At 52.6% G+C, this 19655-nt stretch carries 14 protein-coding genes and 1 pseudogene; 6 read left to right on the top strand and 9 right to left on the bottom strand.

Going from position 1 to position 19655, the window contains the following annotated elements; translation table 11 throughout:
• The first annotated feature begins 84 nt into the window (after positions 1-84).
• The gene (locus EP25_RS0119225) at positions 85-465 is read left to right on the top strand and encodes a cupin domain-containing protein (RefSeq protein WP_031435360.1); all 381 of its coding nucleotides are present in this window, start codon (positions 85-87) and stop codon (positions 463-465) included.
• Positions 466-529: 64 nt separating this feature from the next.
• The gene (locus EP25_RS0119220) at positions 530-946 is read left to right on the top strand and encodes a VOC family protein (RefSeq protein ID WP_031435359.1); all 417 of its coding nucleotides are present in this window, start codon (positions 530-532) and stop codon (positions 944-946) included.
• 60 nt (positions 947-1006) lie between these two features.
• On the opposite strand, the gene EP25_RS0119215 is transcribed toward EP25_RS0119220, so the two are convergent.
• Entirely contained in the window at positions 1007-1603 is a 597-nt protein-coding gene (locus EP25_RS0119215; RefSeq protein WP_200875058.1) for an amidohydrolase family protein, read from the bottom strand.
• Positions 1604-1682: 79 nt separating this feature from the next.
• Between EP25_RS0119215 and EP25_RS22200 the strand changes: the two genes are divergently transcribed.
• On the top strand, positions 1683-3263 hold the full coding sequence (locus EP25_RS22200) for an IS1182 family transposase (protein ID WP_051906911.1): 1581 nt from the start codon (positions 1683-1685) through the stop codon (positions 3261-3263).
• A gap of 75 nt (positions 3264-3338) precedes the next feature.
• Here EP25_RS22200 and EP25_RS0119205 read toward each other — a convergent pair whose 3' ends face one another.
• The 8 genes and pseudogenes from EP25_RS0119205 to EP25_RS0119165 all read right to left on the bottom strand — a co-directional run bounded on the left by EP25_RS0119205 (position 3339) and on the right by EP25_RS0119165 (position 14387).
• The gene (locus EP25_RS0119205) at positions 3339-3983 is read right to left on the bottom strand and encodes an amidohydrolase family protein (protein ID WP_200875057.1); all 645 of its coding nucleotides are present in this window, start codon (positions 3981-3983) and stop codon (positions 3339-3341) included.
• Positions 3984-4211: 228 nt separating this feature from the next.
• Positions 4212-5525: an IS1380 family transposase gene (locus EP25_RS0119200; RefSeq protein ID WP_031435356.1), complete on the bottom strand. Its 1314-nt coding sequence runs from the start codon at positions 5523-5525 to the stop codon at positions 4212-4214.
• Positions 5526-5614: 89 nt separating this feature from the next.
• A pseudogene (locus EP25_RS23315) lies at positions 5615-5746 on the bottom strand (IS1380 family transposase); the annotation flags it as partial.
• A 1016-nt stretch (positions 5747-6762) separates the two neighbouring features.
• Complete coding sequence (locus EP25_RS0119190; RefSeq protein ID WP_031435354.1) at positions 6763-7677, bottom strand: 3'(2'),5'-bisphosphate nucleotidase CysQ family protein; 915 nt, start codon at positions 7675-7677, stop codon at positions 6763-6765.
• A 14-nt stretch (positions 7678-7691) separates the two neighbouring features.
• Positions 7692-8669 (bottom strand): phosphotransferase, encoded by a 978-nt coding sequence (locus tag EP25_RS0119185; RefSeq protein WP_031435353.1) that lies wholly within the window; start codon positions 8667-8669, stop codon positions 7692-7694.
• Between the two features lie 636 nt (positions 8670-9305).
• Positions 9306-12371 (bottom strand): AAA family ATPase, encoded by a 3066-nt coding sequence (locus tag EP25_RS0119175; protein WP_031435351.1) that lies wholly within the window; start codon positions 12369-12371, stop codon positions 9306-9308.
• Positions 12368-13501: an exonuclease SbcCD subunit D gene (locus EP25_RS0119170; protein ID WP_031435350.1), complete on the bottom strand. Its 1134-nt coding sequence runs from the start codon at positions 13499-13501 to the stop codon at positions 12368-12370. Before EP25_RS0119170 ends, EP25_RS0119175 begins: the two co-directional genes overlap by 4 nt.
• Before the next feature lie 49 nt (positions 13502-13550).
• The gene (locus tag EP25_RS0119165) at positions 13551-14387 is read right to left on the bottom strand and encodes a hypothetical protein (RefSeq protein ID WP_031435349.1); all 837 of its coding nucleotides are present in this window, start codon (positions 14385-14387) and stop codon (positions 13551-13553) included.
• A 146-nt stretch (positions 14388-14533) separates the two neighbouring features.
• Between EP25_RS0119165 and EP25_RS0119160 the strand changes: the two genes are divergently transcribed.
• The 3 genes from EP25_RS0119160 (at position 14534) to EP25_RS0119150 (ending at position 19644) form a co-directional block, all read left to right on the top strand.
• The gene (locus tag EP25_RS0119160) at positions 14534-15583 is read left to right on the top strand and encodes a helix-turn-helix transcriptional regulator (protein ID WP_031435348.1); all 1050 of its coding nucleotides are present in this window, start codon (positions 14534-14536) and stop codon (positions 15581-15583) included.
• A 135-nt stretch (positions 15584-15718) separates the two neighbouring features.
• The gene (locus EP25_RS0119155) at positions 15719-16882 is read left to right on the top strand and encodes a cysteine desulfurase family protein (protein WP_031435347.1); all 1164 of its coding nucleotides are present in this window, start codon (positions 15719-15721) and stop codon (positions 16880-16882) included.
• A gap of 233 nt (positions 16883-17115) precedes the next feature.
• Positions 17116-19644 (top strand): DNA phosphorothioation-associated putative methyltransferase, encoded by a 2529-nt coding sequence (locus tag EP25_RS0119150; RefSeq protein WP_031435346.1) that lies wholly within the window; start codon positions 17116-17118, stop codon positions 19642-19644.
• Positions 19645-19655: the final 11 nt, after the last annotated feature.

The raw sequence follows: 19655 nt of genomic DNA, 5'->3' as shown, positions 1-19655 counted from the left end.
TTGCCGTTCTACGTGTTCCGTCCGGATATCGATCATCCGGCGGACAATGCCTATCGCCCTAAAAAAATCATTCAGGAGTCAGCCGTGGCGAAGTCTACCGCAACTTATTGGAATACCCTCAGTCCCGAAAACCGGACACGCTGGACGCCGGTCGAGGGACTGGAAGGCATGGCCGAGGAATTAACCCTCAGCATCGATCCGGTCAGCGGCGAATATACCCGCTTGACACGGTTTCTTCCGCAGGCGGACACGTCGCTGTTCGGTGCCAAGGCGCATGATTATCCGGAGGAAGTGTTCATCGTGAGCGGCCGTCTATACGACCAGGCATTCGACCGTTGGCTGGAAACCGGCCATTACGCCAGCCGTCCGCCCGGCGAACTTCACGGGCCGTTCAAAACCGATATCGGTTGCGTCGTTTTGGAAATCTCGTTTCCCAATCGCGCGCAATCGGATGGAATCGCATAACCCGCGGCATGCCGGAATATTTTGATTTAATAGGCGTTAAACAAACAAAAACGGAGGCCATCACATGCAATGCCAATTCGATCATATCGTACTGAACATCGAGGACGATGCCAAAATGCTGGCTTTTTATTCGCAGGTGCTGATGCTGGAGCCGGAACGGATCGACGAATACTTTGCCGGCGACGTCCCTTTTCCGTCCGTCAGGCTTAACCCGGTGACGGTGATCGATCTTTTCCCTAAAGCCTTGTGGGAAGGCGGGCAACAAAAAGGCCAAGCGAACTTAAACCATTTTTGTCTTACCCTGGACAAAGACGACTGGCAAGCCCTCCTGGAAAGGCTTGAAGCCAATTCCGTTCCGATTGAAGAAGGGCCGGTGATTCGTTGGGGCGCCCAAGGCAGCGGCACTTCCTTTTATTTCCGCGATCCGGAAGCGAATTTAATCGAAGCGCGTTACTACGATCGATCAGCCGGTTCGAGCTAAAGAAAATCGGCCAGCGGCACGGCAAGGAAAATTTCATTTCCCTCACCGCCTGCGGCCGCACTAATCGGCGAACTGCGGAACTGTTCGCGGTTTGCGATGATAATTTATTCGGTGCTTCGAAAAATTATTGACCACCAGTTTACCTCCTGACATGACGAGGTCCGGATATTCCATCAACTTGAACCGTTCAAGCGCATTGCCTTTGATCGCGATCAGGTCTGCCGGTGCATTGGGCGTCAGGGTGCCCAAGCCCTCAATACCGGTGTCCAAATGCTCGGCAGCCGCGGAGGTTGCCGATTTAAGGACATTCATCACATCGGGAAAGTCTATCGCTTCGCCGCTGCCCAAATGCAACATCAAATGCATTTCTTCGCCGTTGATCCCCCAGGGCACGTTGTCGTGTGCGATCTCAGAACCGTAAATCATTGGAAATTCAAGACCGTATTGGGCGAATTCCTGATAGATATGGCCAATATGGTGCGCATTCGCATAAAGTCCGTCTCCGCATGACGCCAGCGTGTCGATGGTCGTAATAAATTTCATGCCATGGTGAATCGCTTGATGCAGCAGTTCACCATCGATCGCGGCACAGGGTATATGCGCCATCGTATCCAAGCCGGCATTGACCGCAATCTGAAAACCTTCGTTCTCCCCCACATGAGGGTGTCGTAAAAGCCCCCCAACCAGCTACACATACGGTAAAATACCCCTATCCAAACCTATTAGAAATAGATCAATGGCAGCCGAAGCGAACATTAGACCCGTCAAGACATTGTATAGCGCCAAGCAATATTCGCTATTCGATGAATGCGAGGTTGAACCGTTACCTGAGTTGATCGCTCAATCGATCTCAAGCGAACCGATGGCCCGTTTTGAAGCGCCCGACCCGCGCGGCTTATCGATCAACGGTAAACCGCTCGGCGAACATCTGGAGCACGCCGGCTTAACCATCCCGTTGAAATTGCGCCCCTTCCTGCAATCGCTATCCTTCGCCGAGTTCGAAGCCCGTTATCGGCCCGGCGGGCGTCCGCCGTATGCGCCACGTGCGATGGTGGGGATTATTCTCTACGGCCTGTTACAAGGCATCAGCAGCCTGCGCGACTTGGAGCGTTTAGCTCGAGCCGATGTGGGGTGTTGGTGGCTAAGTGGCGGTATCATGCCGGATCACTCAGTCATTGGCCGTTTCGTCCATCAGCATGCCGAATCATTGACGACCGAATTTTTCGATCAACTGGCGCGCCGTACTTTGAAAGTCACAGGCTCAGGCACGACGACGTTGGCGGGCGACGGTACCGTGATCGAAGCCATGTCCTCCCGGTTTCGATTGATGAAGGAAGAAGCGCTCAACCAAGCCTTGGCGCAAGCGAAGGAAGCCGCGCAAGCCAACCCAAACGATGCGGCTGCGACTAAGCGTTTGAACGGTCTGGAACAAGCCCAAGCCGAGCTAAAGTCTCGCCAGCAAAAACAAGCCGCCAAAGGCAAAGATCCGGCCAAGACCCAAGTACAAAGCAACGAGCCGGAGGCGGTATTACAGCCGCAAAAGAACTCCAAAGACTTTCGCAGCAGTTATAAACCGTCGGTATTGGCGAACGACAATCGAGTGATCGTGGCTTGCGACGTTCATCCTTCCAGTGAAACCGAGGTGGTGCCAGGTTTACTGGATCGCGCCCAAGCCCTGGGAGGCGTCGAAACAGCTCTGTTCGATGCTGGCTATTTCAGCAATGGCGTCTTGGATACTGCTGAGCAACACAACATCGAATTGCTTTGTCCGGAAGGCCAAAGTGAAGGAGACGATTGGAACAAACAATCCAACAAACAAATCCCCAAAAGCCGCTTTATTTATCAGGCCGACGACGACACTTATTGCTGTCCGGGGCAACAACGCTTGACTCGCCGTCACACCTGCAAAGGCGGTAAAAGTGGCCATGCTTATACCGTCTACGCCTGCGATGCCTGTTCAGACTGTCCGCTGAAATCCCAATGCACGCGTAGCGAAAGCGGTCGCACCCTCAAACGCTATGACAGCGATACCCAAAAAGAAGCCCTGCGCCTGAAAATGGCCCAGCCCGAACCTCGGCAACGCTATCGGCAGCGGCAGGCCATGGTGGAGCCAGTCTTCAGTCAGCTACGCGGTCGCCAAGGCTTGAATCGCTTTCGCCGTAAAGGTTTGGCGGGCGTCAAAGTGGAATTCGCCTTGCACGCCATGGCCTACAATCTGAGCCGCGCATTAGTGGCAGCTCTTTTTCGCGCTTTATATCATTGGCTTAGCCGGTTTATGAGCTCGTTTGACCGAAAGTTCGACAGTTGTCATGGTTAAACTACTGACTTGCCAGCTTCGCCGGCCGTGGGAAATACGGCCGGTTTCCAGTGGTAAATCAAAGAAATTGGGGTTTTACGACAGCCTCACATGGGCAAGGACTTTTTTGCCTAAGGCATGGGCTTCGTTGACAATCCATTCGACCTGCTCTTCCGACAAAACCGGCCAGGGGGCTTCGGGCACGGCTCCATGACCATGATCCATCATCCAGGGCGCTCCGGCTTCCCCGCCCACTTCCAACGCAATCTTGATCGCGGAGGCACCGCCCGCCACCAAATTTTGGACAATTGCTCTGACTTCGTTTTCCGTGGCATTTGGTGCAATGGCCAGTCCCACTTTGTCATACCCGCCGACTTGGTCATCGGGAGTAAAGATGTTCAGCGGATAACCGCCTTGGGCTTGAAGAATCGGACCGGTAGTCAACAAACGCAACGAGCCATCGCCTCCTTGTGGCGATTGCAAGGGGCCGCCGCCGGTGTCTTGGGCCGTGGTGATCCCATGCTCCAAGACTTTGTCGTGTCTGACATTTTGAAAACTGATATGCGCATGCGATTCGATAAAACCCGGCATAATGGTGGCGTCGCCCAAGTCATACTGCCTGGCACATTGCGAGCTCAGTTCAGCATAATCTCCAACCGCCGCAACTTTGTCGGCCAATACCAGCACACTTTTGTTAAATTGAACGTTATAGCCATCGAACAAACGATCCGCAGTCAACAATTTGCAAGCATCGGGGTTTGGAGCCGCGGTTGCCGCATTGGAAATTAACCCGGATATTTCATCAGTCCCTTGAAACCCTATCGAAACCCTCATTTGTTTTAAAACATGCGATCGTAAGGAGAAATTGAGCGGTCAAAAAGGGAATTAAGCGTTGATTTTCGTTTTTCAGGCGCAACTTCCCCTTACCCCATTGTTTATCAGCGTGCCGGGCACAGCACTTTGTTTGTACTAATCAGGGCACAGGCGCTGACAAACGGATTTAAACAGGGATTGAAACGGATACTGACTGCTGAACAGCAGTCGAATACGACGGGTGTTACGAATGATGACGGCACCGATTTTAAACAATTTCAGGCGAATGGTGGCGCAAGTGGCTGTCGCTAGTTCGGTATTTTTGAGGGCGATTCGGCGAATCGCATGGATCAACGTATAGGCCAGTGTCGATAACAGCAAACGAAACTGATTCGGCCACCACAGGCTGCAACTGGTGCGGTCGGCAAACAGATCCAATTGTTGTTCTTTAATCCGGTTTTCCATGTCGCCTCGCGCACAGTAAACGGTTTCATAGAGTGTTTGTGCATCGCCGTCCAGATTGGTTACGACATAGCGGGGATTACTCCCTTGGCTCATGTGTTCGGCCTTAAGAATGACACGGCGTCGGCGTTTCCAGGTGCCGGCTTTATAGTGGAAATCGGTAAAGAGACGCTGTTTCTGCTGTTCGCTTTGGAACTGTTGCCGGGCTTGTTCAATCCAGGGTTGGCTTAAGCGCGTTAAGCGTTTATTTTTGGCCAACCCGACAATATAGTGAACGCGATGCCGCTCGCACCAACTCAGCATCTTATGGCGACAAAAACCGCCATCGCCGCGAAACGTGATGTCAACGTCCGGCCAAGCCTGACGCAAGCGCCGAACCAGCAAAGCCAGAATCGCCCAGCTGTGCTTGGCGCCATCAATATTGCTGGGACGTAGATAACTGACCAAGCAGTGATGGCCGCAAAAGACATACAACGGCAGGAAACAATAGTGCCGATAGTAGCCATGAAAAAAACGTCCGTCCTGTTCGCCATGAACCGGATCGTCGGTGGCGTCGAAATCCAGGATCAACGATTTCGGCGGTGTCTCATACGAAGCGATAAACTGTGCCAGCAACTCCTCATGAACTCGCCACATCAAGGCGCGATCCGCCTGCTGCTCAAACCGGCACAAGGTGGATCGGCTGCCCAATGTCTGATCCTTTTCCACCGCCGTCTGCAAGGCGATATCATTTCTGAGCGTGTCATGATCATTCAAATCCTCATACCCACACGCCAAGCCATAAACCCGTTGACGGAGCAGGTTGATCACAGAGTGTTGCACGCGGTCAGGGGCTCTGGCGTCAGGAATCTGCGCCGCTATCCGTTCGGTTAACCCTAACTGCTGGTCAACCGCTCGTAACAACAGCACACCGCCATCACTGGTGATCGCTCCACCACTGAATTGGGCGTCTATTTTACGGCGTTTTAAGGGAGGAAATTCTATCTGAGCTGGAGTACAATTTGTCATGGGCAAGTTGTTGGTTAAATTCAATCTAAGTAACTGAATTTTATCAAATATCAACAAACTTGCCTGCCTCTATCATGAAATATTCGGGCTAACTGCTGGTCAACCGCTCGTAACAACAGCACACCGCCATCACTGGTGATCGCTCCACCACTGAATTGGGCGTCTATTTTACGGCGTTTTAAGGGAGGAAATTCTATCTGAGCTGGAGTACAATTTGTCATGGGCAAGTTGTTGGTTAAATTCAATCTAAGTAACTGAATTTTATCAAATATCAACAAACTTGCCTGCCTCTATCATGAAATATTCGGGTTAATCCCTGGCAAGCCAGAATCGTGAAGGCCAACGTTTTTACATTGAATAGTCGATTGGTATGTCGCATAAAAGTCCTCGTAGGCATTAATTATTATTTTCATAATGAAATGGTGTCGATCTATTATGATCTGCATTTCATTTGTTTTATAAAGTAAATCAATTGGTTGAAATCTATCGTCTCAAACCAAGATCATTTTACCGGGCGGGAGTTATGCGTTTTTATGCCAAACGTAGTAATTCTTATGAGAAACGTATTTTCTTCGAGGGAGGGCAAGTTGCCTACGATGGTCAGCCCGCATGAAGCATCGCGGAATGCGGGACCTTGGAACCACGCCATTCCCGGATTCCGCTACGCTGCATCCAGGCTACAAATTTTATATGAGTCGGTCATTCCGGCAGGGATTGCCGGAATCCAAGCAACAGGGATGTTTTGAGCGCACCCTCCCTGGCAAACGAACTCATTATTTGTTCGTTTTTTGCCTATTGCCCCGTCAACAGGCAACTGTTGCTGGAATAGCTCGTAACCCGCATGAAGCATCGCGGAATGCGGGACCTCGGAACCACGCCATTCCCGGATTCCGCTACGCTGCATCCAGGCTACAAATTTTATATAAGTCGGTCATTCCGGCAGGGATTGCCGAAATTCAGGCGACAGGAATGTTTTGAGCGCTCCTCCCTGGCAAACGAACTCATTATTTGTTCGTTTTTTGCCTATTGACCCGTCAACAGGCAACTGTTACTGTAATAGCTCGTAACCCTCATGAAGCATCGCGGAATGCGGGACCTCGGAAACACGCGATTCCCGGATTCCGCTACGCTGCATCCAGGCTACAAATTTTATATGAGTCGGTCATTCCGGCAGGGATTGCCAGAATCCAAGCAACAGGGATGTTTTGAGCGCCCCTCGCTGGCAAATTTTGCGGTACTAGCTGCTTACTCCACCCTTAGACATCAACCGGTTATGTAAATCAACCATGCGCCCGGCCAAATCCGAATCGCTGGCAAACAAGACACCGCAATGATTCATAAACGTCGAACCGCTAGGATTCAGCTCGAAAGGCCTACCTCTGCTGTCGCTGACCGGTAATCCTGCCTCATTAAAGAGGCAAGCCGTCGCCGCATAGTCCCAAATGCTGCCGCCTCCTTGTTGAGGTTTAGGGAATTTGAAATAGCAGGCCGGCGCTTTGTCCAGTACCCGGCAGGCGTTCATCGCGGCCCCGCCTTGCAGGACCAATTCCGAACCCGCGTAACCTAAATCCTTGGCGAGACGTTCCAATTCGCCCGACACGGTTTGATATAGCGGGTCCCTGGCGAAGCTCTTGTCGGTGATAAAGGTGGCCTTCCGGCCGCTCGAAGGTGGTGAAACGGCTGCCGCTTCGATGTTTTGGCCGCTACGCGAAAGACCCCGCCCTTTAACCGCCCGATAAAGGGTTCTGGCAACGGGATCGTAGACCACTCCGATTTGCGGCGTTCCGTCGCGGCCGACCAAGGCGATCGACACCGAATAGCCCGGCACCTGTTCGATAAACGGTAAGGTACCGTCCAGCGGATCGATGCACCAGAAAAAGTCCTTATTCAGCCGCTCCCGGTCGTCGGGACTTTCTTCCGTCAACAGCGCCAAATCGAACATCGCGCAGGTCGGCAGTAGGTTCTGCAAAATGACCTCCTGGCTTAAATGATCGACTTCCGTCACCACTTGCGCCGCCAGACTGGTTCCGCCTTGCTTGGTTTGCACGGCAACCTCGCGTGACGAATGGTTGGCGATGACTTGCCCGGCCTGATAAGCCGCCGCAACCGCGCATTGACTGAGTAAAAACAAATTATCCGCGGACAACCGCATCCCCTTCTCCCCCATTAACCGTTCAATTGCGCGACGACTTCGCGGGCCAGACGTTCGCTGTAACTGTGGATTTTCCAATGACCCGGACTCCAACCTTTCAAGAAACGATGGAAATCGGTCCACGCGACCGGATACAAAGCCCGCCAGTCTTTTTCGATGGCTTCCGCATCGATTGCTTTGCCTTTGGCCGGCAAGGCGCTCTTGAGGACTTGAAAGTAACTGTCCAGTAATCGTTCCTCATGCTGCTGGCATTCGTCTTCGTCCAAGCAACTGCCGATGAAATAAGCCACGTCCTTGATGCCGCAACCGCCGCCGACATATTGAAAATCGACGGCCGCGACATTTCGGCCGTCGCGGGAAAAGCAAAAATTGGCCAGTTTGGCGTCGCCGTGAACGAAGGTTTGGAATGGACTGCTGCGCAGTTTTCGATCGATGGCCTCGGCGGCATTTTTCAACGCGCTATCGTCCAAGGCCGCCAATTCGTCGGGCCGGGTTTGTAGATGCCAATAGGTGCCGGTCGGCCAAAGCCCCTCCGGTCGTTCGCCCAGGAAAGTGGCATGAAAATTCGCCAACCAACTCAAACAGGTTTGCATTTCAACCTCGTTTACCTGCGAGCGGCGTTCGGCGAAACCGGCGGCATCGAGATCTTCCAGCACGATCAACAGTTCGTCGTTGCGTTCGATAAACGCCAAACAAGCGGGCACCCGGCAAGATTCGTCGCAATGCTTGCTCCAGTGATGATACCAAGCCGTTTCGACTTGGTAGGAATGCATTTTCCGTTGGTGCGATATATCGGTATTCCAGCCGCGCGGATGATTCCCCTGAGCGGCAAGTTGAACATGCTTGACGATCACGCTGTCCGCCGCACCGCCAGTCAATCCGTAACGGACGATACTGCCGTAACCGCTCCAAAGGCTTTGAATGACGCCGATTTCGTGCATGGTTTCGGCTTGGGTGGCGTTAAGAATGATTTGTTGGATATCCTCGGTCATTGGTCGGGGTTATGGTTCACCATAATAAATATCAAAAGAGTATTGTCATCCGCTCTTTTTCGGATTTCGCAATTTGGTCTGTCATTATAAGCGACCGAGGGAATTAAGTTACCTCCGGTATCGCCGAAGGTTTATTGAGTTACGCCCTCAATGGGCTCTTCTTGTCGGCAAACCACGTATCCAGATTGAGTGCTCGAGATATTCCTCCTGTCTCTTACAACAAATTCATCCAATTCAACTATCGGAAAAAATAGACCCGTAGCCCGCGTGAAGCATCGCGGAATGCGGGAACTCGGAACCACGCCATCCCGGATTCCGCTTCGCTGCATCCAGGCTACAAATTTTATATAAGTCGGTCATTCCGGCAGGGATTGCCGGAATCCAGGCGACAGGAATGTTTTGAGCGCACCCTCCCTGGTAAACGAACTCATTATTTGTTCGTTTTTTGCCTATTGACCCGTCAACAGGCAACTGTTGCTGGAATAGCTCGTAGCCCGCGTGAAGCATCGCGGAATGCGGGACCGCGGAAACACGCCATTCCCGGATTCCGCTACGTTGCATCCAGGCTACGAACTACCATGCCAGTCACACCGCGATTCCCCCAAAACTTCGCCGTGGTTCGGCGCATCTACGGACTTATGAAAACCCGACCGTGCGAACGGTGCTGCCATGGCGCGAACTGACGACATCGAGCCGCAGCGCCATCTGTTCCTTCAATTCGCTGACATGGGAAATGATGCCGATCATACGACCGCTGGCTTGCAGGTCGATCAGCGTTCTGATCGCCAAATCCAGCGATTCGGGATCGAGGCTGCCGAACCCTTCGTCGATAAACAGGGTATCGAGCTTGATGCCGCCGGCATAGGACTGCACGACATCGGACAAACCCAGCGCCAGCGACAAGGCCGCCATGAACGATTCGCCGCCGGACAGCGTCGCCACGGGCCGGGTTTTGCCGCTATAACCGTCCTCCACTTCCAGCTCCAGGCCGGACGCTTTATTGCCCTTGGCACGGTCTTCCTTGCGCACCAAGCGATAACGGCCCTTGCTCATCTGGTTCAGGCGCGCCGAAGCCTGGATCAGCACGTCGTCGAGCAGCACGCTCAACACGAAGCGCTGCAGGCTGATCTTATTGCCGGTCTGGCCGTTGGCCACCTCGCTGAGCGTGCCGTAAACGGCATATTGCGCTTCCAGGGCTTGATGTTTTTGATGGGCTTTGCCCAGCTTGACCTTAACATCCTGCAATTGGTTATGCCGCGCTTCCAATTTACGCCAGGCCTCGTCGGCTTGCTTGAACAAAGCGGTTTTTTCGGTAATTTGATGATCGAGAGCCGCCATATCGGGCGCTGTTTGTTCCGACAGTTCCGCTTGCAGGTCGGAGACGGCACTTTTCAGCTCGGTCAACTGGGTGTGGAATTGTTCGATGGCGATTTTCAACTGTTGCTGCTCTGCTTCCGGCAACAAAGCCCGCTGGAAAGCCTCTTCATCGGCAAAGTCGCTGTTTTCCAACGCGTCATGCCAACGCTGTCGGACTTCCGTTTGTTGCGTCGACAACTCCGCATGGCGTTCTTTCAAGGCCTCGTTTCTGGAAATGGCCTTGTCCAGATTGGAGCGTTTCTCGGCATGGATCTGCTCGGCCGCTTCAACGGCGTCTGTTAACGTTGTGATACGCGCTTGCAACGATGCCGAAGCATCGGCCAGGACCTTGGGTTCGCGGTAGGCTTCCGGCAACAGTTGTTCCAGTTGCTCGGCTTTGGAACGGGCACCGATGAACTGCTCATTATCGGCATCGACCTTGGCTTCCAACTCGGCCAACGTGGTTTCCATCGCCTTCAGTGATCGTTTGATCTCCGCTAGCCGACTATCGAGCGCTTTCTGTTCTTGTTGCCGTTTGAGCAATCTTTGCACCTCGGCTGCCGCCTGATTGTACGCCTCCGTCATTTTCTCCAGCGGTTGTTCGGCGAGTTGCGCCAATTGCGTTTCCAGTTGCGCGATTTCCTTGGCCTTGCTGCCGGCTTCGTGATGGGCGGCATCCCATGCCTCCTTGGCTTGCTGCATGACTTCGGCGGCGCGATTTTCCATGGCCCGCGCCTCGTCGACCTGCTGTTTGGTGACTAAAGACTCGTCCTTAGCCGCCGTGGCGGGCGCCGGATGCTCCTTGCTGCCGCAGACCGGACACGCCTCGCCGGTCTTAAGTTGGCTGGCCAATAAAGCCGCCTGCCCCGAATGCCAGGCCAGTTCGGTTTGCCGTGCCTGTTTCTGCAGTGTCTCGAATTCGTTTCTTTTAGACTCGAACCTGGCCCCACATTCATTTTCGTTGTCGATCAGCTGCGTTTGCTGGCGCCGACATTCTTCCAACTGCTTGCGTTGCTCGAGCTTCTGCCGCAAGGCTTCCTGTTCGATCTGTTGGTCGGCCAACGCTTCCAGCTCGACGGCGATATCCGCCACTCGCGCCTCTTTCTCGGCTTGCTCTTCTTTTAATGCTTGCACTTCATTTTTCTGTGCATGCAAGGCCTCTTTGCCGATCACCAGCGTTTTTTCGGCTTGCCGTAGCGCCGCTCGCGCCGTCGCCAGCTCGACGATACGAGCTTCATGTTGTTGCAATTCAACTTGCCGTTTTTTCAGCTCATCGACTTCGGCAAAGGACTGCCTGGCTTCCTGCAATTGACGGTTGGTGGTTTGTTCTTCGGTTCCCGCGATGCGAATAGCGTTCTCGCTGCCGGACAATTGCTGATCCAATGTTTTCAGCTCATCCGCCTTGGCCCGGAAGTTGTCGAACATAGGGCGAATTTTATCGGCTTGTTGCGCCTGCAGCAGCCGCTTCTTTTGAGCTTTCACCTCGGGTTCCAATGCCCGCTTAGCAGCCAACGCTCGCTCTTTCTCCGCGAGTTTGTCGAAACGTCCTTGCAACATCATGGCCTGTTCTTTATCGCGCGCGGCCTGTTGCTGCCGTGTTAATGCCTGCTCCTTTTGCTTAAGCGCAGCGGACAGTTCCGGCTGCAGCGCGGCCAATGTCTCGTCGACCTCCGCTTCGCTGCCCAGTTCGACGCTTTGCAGAATACCTTTGATCTGGTTGCGGTGCTGCTCCACTTCCTGGCGGATGCCGGCCGCCTGCGCTTTCAATTGCTCCTCGATGCGCTTGTAGATATGGGTCTGGAACAATTGGCCGAAGATCTTTTCCCGCTCTCTCGAATCGGCCAGCAACAATTCGCGGAATTTGCCCTGCGGCAGCACCATGACCTGGCGAAACTGATCGACATCCAAACCGATCAGGGTGCGGATGCTCTCGGTGGCATCGGTGACGCTTTTGGCGACCATCAGCCTGCCGTCCGCGGAACCGTCGAGCTGCCATAGCTGGGCCTCGGCTTGCTGGGTGGTGGTTCCTTCCCCCCGGCTTTTGGGTCGTTCCTGAACGGGGATACGTCGAATGCGATAGGTTTTGTCGCCCAGCGTGAAGTCCAACCTCGCCTCGGTCAGCACATCGGCCTCGGCAAAATCGCAACGCATCTGCGCCGCCTCCCGTTCGGCGCCGGTCGTTTGTCCGTATAAAGCGAAACAAATTGCATCCAGGATCGAACTCTTGCCGGCGCCGGTCGGACCGTTGATCAAAAACAACGGATTGTCGCCCAAGGCTTCGAAGTCTATCGTTTCCGTGCCGGCAAAAGGCCCGAAGGCCTGCAGCGTCAGTTGCAAGGGTTTCATACACGCTCTCCTTCGCCTTTATGCAGCGTGGCGATGGTCCGTCTGACGGCCTCGTCCTGCTCCGGCGTCAATTCCTGTCCCGCGACCTGTTGGAAAAAGTCCCGAAACATCTCCAGTTCGCCGCGTTTCAACTTTTCCCGGTCGGCACGTTGTTCGCCGGTCTCCATCATGCCCGGCTTTTCCAAGTGCAATACATTGGGATAGACCTCGCGCAATTTCCCCATCGGATCGAGGATCGCATGCTTGTCGGCCAGCCTGATCAACAGATAATCTTCGTTGTTGGGATCGGTTTTGCCTTGTTCGATCAGTGTCGCCAGTTCGCCTTCCAGAACGCGCATGTCGCGCAGCGGCTGCAGCGATAAGTGGGTGGCGGATTTGAAACCATTGCCGTCCAGCTCGACCAGGGTCACGCCCTTGTTATGATGCTGTTCGGAGAAACTGTATTTCAGAATCGAGCCGGAATAACGGATGTGCTCGCAACCTTTCCATTGCGGGCTGTGCAGATGACCGAGCGCGACATAATCGAAATCCGCGAACGGTTCGGCGTCGACCCGGTCCGCGCCGCCGATCGATAAGGGGCGCTCGGATTCGGACTCGGTCGCGCCGTCGATGAAACAATGGCTCAGCAGCACGGCCGGCCTGTTGCCCGCTTTCGCCGCCTTTATTTGTTCGACGAGATAGCCGTGCGCTTCGTCGTGGCCGGTCACCTCGACGCCGAAGCGGTTGCGGACGGATTCGGGATCGTTGTACGGAATGCCGTAAAAAGCGACATCGCAAAGCACCACCGGCTCGGTGATCCGGCCGAGATCGCCGAGAATATGCAGGCCGGCTTTACTGAGTTGCCGCGAAGCGAAGCGCAACCGTTCGGCGCCGTCATGATTGCCGGGAATAATCAGCACCGGCACGCCCAGTTCGCTGCAAATGGTATGCAACACGTCGTCGAGCAGCTCGACCGCCAGCGCCGGCGGCACCGAGCGGTCGTAAATATCGCCGGAAACGATCACCGCATCGACCGCTTCGCGTTCGATATGGCCGATCAACTGCGCCAACACATGGCGCTGGTCTTCAAGCAAGGAAACATTGTGAAACTGGCGCCCGAGATGCCAGTCGGAGGTATGGATGAATTTCATGGATATATTGTAAACCTAATCGGGATCATGCAGCGTTGCGAACGATATTTTAAGCCAACAAACAATTCAGCAATAAGCCGTCGAATTCCTGGCTGTGTCGGCGAATGACCTGGATGAAAAACTGAACCTGCGCATACAGTTTTGGGCTGTCGTACAACACCTCGGGCGCAATGTCCGCCCGGTGATAAACGCGTTTACTGGCCAACTTTTCCGCTTTTTTGATCGACACTTTGTTGCAATAGCGCCCGAGCTGTTTTAAAAATCGCCTGGAATTGGGATCGGTATGGTGGAACAGTTGCAAGAACACCAATTGATCGAACAAACGCTGCGTATTGGACAATAGTTGGCAGAAATTCAGCGGTTTCGTTTGCGGCATTTTTTTAAAATAAAACTTCGCCATGCGAAACCATTCCCGGCCGGACAACCCCTCTTCATCCTGGCTATGGTCGTCTAACGCGCCCTTGATCAATCCGGAAAGGTCTAAATCCGATTTCGAGCGATTGACGATGACCGATACGATGACGATGTTATCCGGACAATAACCGCGATCGTTATCGATTCGATCGACCGACCAATCGGTGTCGGCATTTTCCGCAAAGGTAAAAGGCACATCGGTGACGGGACAGACGCCTTTGGTTTTTTCGTATTCGCGCATTAAATCCCTGGCGGTAATCGTCACGTCCAGCTCCTTAACCAACGCTCTGTCGCGAATGCTTAGCAGTTTTTTCTCGAACATGTCCGGCATTTTTCGACTGACCTGCTGGTATTTGGCGGCCGCATAACCATTGCGTATTTCTTCCCGGTGCCGATCGGCAAAACGGGAAATATCCAGCGGTAATTGAAACCGATAATGATCGAAACCCAATTCAAAGGCTAAACTGTACATAGCGCGCTCCTGATAATCAAACATGGTTATTCGCATCGAACTCGACATTCAGCATACAATCCAGCCCTAACATTTTGCGTCAGGGTTAAACCGTTTTTGAAATTCCTACGCCTTCGATCAATTCATTCATACAGGGAAGCAACGACATGAGTAAGCAGAAATCCCAAGCAACGCAACAACGACGCAGTCTGGTTCTGGAAAGCATTCGCCGCCTTAGCGGTAAAAGTCTACGTTGGGTGACGGGAAGCGAAATTGTCCGGGATTTAACGGCACAGGGATACGACGTAGCCGCCCACCATATTCGGCGAGATTTAAAAGCCTTGTTGCCGCTGCATCCGCAGTTGGAAGTCAACGACAACAGCAAAGGCGACGAAGGCCCCGTCAACGGTTTACCCTTCGGTTACCGCTGGGTCGGAACCGATGTCGAGCCAAGCACCGGCTTGACGTTGCCGGAGGCTTTGTCATTGGTGATGGTCGAACGTTATCTGGGCCAATCGTTACCGGTATTGCTCACCCAATCGCTAAACGATTTATTTGAAAAAGCCCAGCAGACTCTGGACTTGCACAAGAAAAGCCAAGTCACCCATTGGCCGGATAAAATCAGCGTGATACAACCGGCGCAAACGCTGTTACCGCCCGATATCGATTCCGCCATATCGGCGACGGTACACGAAGCCTTGATCAAAGAAAAACAACTTGAAGTCACCTATCAGTCGATTCATCGTGAATCAGCCAAGGAAAAAACCTATCGTTTGCATCCATTGGGCCTGATCCAGCGAGGGCCGGTCACCTATTTGGTGGCGATGGCCAACGATTATGAAGACGCCTATATTTATGCGCTGCACCGCATCCTATCGGCCAACTCACTGGAAGACGGCAGTCGACAAAAAAGCGGTTTCAACCTGAATCATTACGCACAAAAACGAGGTCACTTCGGGTCGGGCGAATCGATTCTATTTAAAGCCAGAATCGTTAACAATCTCTCCGATACCCTTCAAGAAACGCCTTTGCATGCCTCGCAATCGATCACCGAAGACGACAATCCGGGCTACAAGATCCTTCAAGCGGAATTGCCGAATACCTGGCAACTGCGCTGGTGGATTCTCGGCGAGGGAGACAGAATTGAAGTGTTGGGGCCAAAAACTTTGCGCGATGATATTGCCGAAACATTGAGAAACGCGGTTAAGCAATATTGATGATCATAAGTTTACTTCTCACGAATTAAGAACACTCGCATCGTTTCATGTAGACTCGAATTTCTTACGCAACATACCTTTTTGTTAATTTTGTTAGAATGCTTTCTGTTACTTTAGCAACCTAAATATCTAACCTTGGATACACCTATATATCTCGATTACGCCGCTACCACGCCAATGGCGCCCGAAGCCGTAGAGGCAATGCTTCCTTATTTAACAAAAAAAGGTACATTCGCTAATGCTTCAGCCATTCAACACTGTTTTGGCGAAACCGCGGAAGCGGTTGTCGAACAGGCGCGTAATGAAATCGCCGAATTATTGCGCGCTAAAGCCAGGGATTTTGTATTTACATCAGGCGCCACCGAATCCAACAATCTTGCCATTAAAGGTATCGCGCAAACTTATCAAGACCGAGGCAAACACCTCATTACCTCGGCCATAGAGCATAAATCGGTTTTAGACACCTGCAAAACTCTGGAAACTCAAGGCTTCTCAATCACCTATTTGCGCCCTAACAGCGATGGCCGCATAGACTTGAATGACCTTTTAAACGCCATCACGGACGAGACGATTCTGGTGTCGATCATGCACGTCAATAACGAAACCGGCGTGATACAACCGATCGAGGAATTCGCCGAGGCGCTTGCCGATAAAGACCTATTTCTCCATGTCGATGCCGCCCAAAGCGCGGGAAAATTAGCAATCGACCTATCGGCTACGCCTATCGATCTACTATCGATGTCGGCGCATAAATTTTACGGCCCCAAAGGCATCGGCTGCCTGTATATTCGCAATCGTAAGCAAACCGGATTGACGCCGTTATTGCATGGCGGCGGTCAAGAACAGGGCCTGCGCCCCGGCACTTTGCCCACCCATCAAATAAATGCGATGGCGGCCGCTTTTAAGCTTGCTCATAAACAGATTGCCCAAGACTTCACGCATTGCAAGCGTTTGAAGCAAACGTTATTAGAAATTTTGCAACAAATCGACGGGGTCGCCCTTAACGGCGACCAGGACCACATATTGCCGAATATCATCAACGTCAGTTTCGACCAGGTCGGTTCCGACTCACTCATTATCGCATTACGGGATCGACTCGCCATTTCCTCGGGTTCGGCCTGTAACAGCGGCGCGATCGAAGCCTCGCATGTTTTGCGTGCAATGGGAATCGAAGGCGATAGACTCTACGGCGCCATCCGGATAAGCTTGGGTCGTTACACGACCGAAAAAGAAATCCGACAAGCCGGACAAATCATTATCGAGGAAGTCGCCCGCTTAAGAGAGCTCGCTCAGATTTAATCGGTCATATCGATGTTGCGTAGCCCGTATGCAGCGGGGAAATTGCGGCACCATCCCGGATTCCGCAGGCTCCATCCGGGCTACTTAACTAATGTAACCGGTTATCGATGTTAAATGTGTAGCCCGTATGCAGCGTAAGCGAAATACGGGAAAACGGAGCCCCGGATTCCGCAAGCTCCATCCTGGCTACTTAGCTCCCCCGGCACCGTGGTCGATTCGCATAGAGTAGAGTCATGTTAGGTAAAAAAGTCGTCAACAACGTTTATTGGCATACCAGCTTAACGCCCGAGCAAGCGTCTAAAATTCAGGCGAAAATAGCAGAGGCGGAACGCTTGGCTCAGGTTCGAGCGGATGTCGATTACAACGTCGTCAAATGCGATCTCAACAGCCAAAGACTGTCCTTGCTCTATTATTTGGACTTTTTCGATACCCCGTTTCCGGTATTGAACAAAAGTTACCGTATCGACCTGGACCAACATCGCGTCGAAAAACGCAATTATGACACCTCGTTGAACCCGCCTATCCTGCATCGCAAGGAACTGTTGCTGAGCGAACAGCATCCGCGCGTTTCAGACTACAAGGAACTCACCGCTACCGCCGAACAACTCGGCCTGTTCGATAATCCGGTCGCAATTGGTTTTAAACAAGCCTGGGAGAACCTGATTGCCGAAAAAGGCTTTCGGTTGATCGATGGCGAATTCATGCCAATCGGCAATCTGGAAAGCGATATTGAACAACCCAATGAAGCCGTCCAAACCAACCAAATCTCACGCCACTTGACCGCACTCTCGCGCAGCAATCTATCCGCTCCGATGCAATGTCTGGCCCGACATGGGTTTTTAGACGGTAATTTATCCGTGTTCGATTACGGCTGCGGCAAGGGCGACGATATTCGCAATCTCAGCGCCAACGACATTCAGGTATCCGGTTGGGACCCGCATTATGCCCCCGACCAACCCAAGCAAAGAGCCGATATCGTCAACCTAGGCTTTGTCATCAACGTTATCGAGAATATCCAGGAACGCCTGGAAGCCTTATTAGGTGCCTACGAATTAACCCAACAAGTCTTAGTCGTTTCGGCCATGCTGTTTAACCAGAACGCCTTGAAAGGGCAAGCTTTCAACGATGGCGTCATCACGCAGCGCAATACCTTTCAGAAATATTTCACCCAGACCGAACTCAAGGAATTCCTCAGCGAAACCTTAGACACCGACGCGATTCCGGTCGCCCCCGGAATCTTCTTTGTTTTCAAGGACAAAGACGCCGAACAACGCTTCTTGCTCGATCGCCAACGCAGCCGTCGCAATCTCCTGCGCCTGACACAACGCCCATCGTCGCCCGCCGAACCAAAACTATCGCGCAACGAGGAAAAATACCGGGCCTACCGGCATTTGCTCGATCCGCTGTGGCAACAAACTCTGGAACTAGGACGCCTGCCGGAAAAGACTGAAATCGATTCCTTGGTCGAACTCACAGCAGCCTTCGGCACTGCCAACAAAGCCCTGCGCTTCATGCTGAATCAGTTTGATGAAGACATGCTAGAACAGGCCCGCCTAAGCCGCATCGATGACTTGCTCACCTACTTCGCCTTGCAAACCTTTTCCAAACGAAAAGCCTACAAACATTTGGATGCAACCCTGCAAAAAGACATCAAGGCCTTCTTCGGCGATTACAAAGAGGCGCTTGCCCAAGCTCAAACCGTACTATTTCAAATCGGCAATGCGGAACTCATTGAAACCAATTGCCAACAGGCCACCGAACAAGGCTTAGGCTATCTCGACGACGAAAATGCCCTGCATCTACACACCAGCGTCGTACAGCAACTGCCCGCTGTGTTAAGAATCTATATCGGTTGCGCAACCATTCTTTACGGCGATATCGAACAAACCGATTTAATCAAGATCCATAGCCAATCCGGCAAACTCAGCTTGATGCGTTACGACGATTTTGAAAATCAACCGTTACCTCGCCTGCTCGAACGCGTCAAAATCAATCTGCGCGCCCAAACGTTCGACTTGTATCAATACGGCGACGAATACGAACCGACGTATCTCTATCTGAAGTCTCGCTACATAAACGAGGAATTCTCGCATTACGCAGAACAACTTAACTTCGACGAACAGCTGCAAGCTTTGAATTTGTTCGATTTAAGCGGATACGGCCCAAAACCCGAAGAGTTTCAACAAACCTTGGAACAACACCGCTGGGAAATCAACGATTTCGAACTGATTCGCTGCCGCAGCCTGCCCAGCCTCGACAATCCGTGCGGCAATTATCTCACCTATCGCCAACTGATCGAATGCGGCGAAACCCAGCACAGCAGCGGCTTGCCCAATCTACCCAAACAAGCCGACAGCTACACCGCGCTTTACGAATTAGCCACCCACATACTTGATCCGGTCATCGACTATTTCGGCATGATTCGGCTAACTTACGGCTTCTGTTCACACGAATTAGGCAGATTGATTAAAAAACGGGTTGCGCCAAAACTCGATCAACATGCCGTGCACGAACTCAATACGCGCAAGAATCTCATTTGCCCGCGCCTGGGCGCCGCCGTCGACTTCATCGTCGAAGACGAAGACATGCGCGAAGTCGCCGACTGGATCGCCGAAAACACCCCATTCGATCGATTGTACTTTTACGGCGATGACCGGCCCATACATGTCAGTTATGGACCAGAACAGAAAAGAGAATATGTGGATTTGGTGATGACCGATTCGGGGCGGCAAGTTCCCAAGAAACGACGCATAACTCATTAGCAATTTAAGCG

Origin of the sequence: Methylomarinum vadi (assembly GCF_000733935.1) — a bacterium.
Taxonomy (GTDB): domain Bacteria; phylum Pseudomonadota; class Gammaproteobacteria; order Methylococcales; family Methylomonadaceae; genus Methylomarinum; species Methylomarinum vadi.
Note: the sequence above shows the minus strand (reverse complement) of the source record. Positions and strands in the feature narration are given on the sequence as shown.

Coding starts and splice junctions, on each gene's coding strand:
- EP25_RS0119220 (WP_031435359.1), top strand. CDS start 530: ATGCAATGCCAATTCGATCATATCGTACTGAACATCGAGGACGATGCC.
- EP25_RS22200 (WP_051906911.1), top strand. CDS start 1,683: ATGGCAGCCGAAGCGAACATTAGACCCGTCAAGACATTGTATAGCGCC.
- EP25_RS0119200 (WP_031435356.1), bottom strand. CDS start 5,525: ATGACAAATTGTACTCCAGCTCAGATAGAATTTCCTCCCTTAAAACGC.
- EP25_RS0119190 (WP_031435354.1), bottom strand. CDS start 7,677: ATGCGGTTGTCCGCGGATAATTTGTTTTTACTCAGTCAATGCGCGGTT.
- EP25_RS0119185 (WP_031435353.1), bottom strand. CDS start 8,669: ATGACCGAGGATATCCAACAAATCATTCTTAACGCCACCCAAGCCGAA.
- EP25_RS0119175 (WP_031435351.1), bottom strand. CDS start 12,371: ATGAAACCCTTGCAACTGACGCTGCAGGCCTTCGGGCCTTTTGCCGGC.
- EP25_RS0119170 (WP_031435350.1), bottom strand. CDS start 13,501: ATGAAATTCATCCATACCTCCGACTGGCATCTCGGGCGCCAGTTTCAC.
- EP25_RS0119165 (WP_031435349.1), bottom strand. CDS start 14,387: ATGTACAGTTTAGCCTTTGAATTGGGTTTCGATCATTATCGGTTTCAA.
- EP25_RS0119160 (WP_031435348.1), top strand. CDS start 14,534: ATGAGTAAGCAGAAATCCCAAGCAACGCAACAACGACGCAGTCTGGTT.
- EP25_RS0119150 (WP_031435346.1), top strand. CDS start 17,116: ATGTTAGGTAAAAAAGTCGTCAACAACGTTTATTGGCATACCAGCTTA.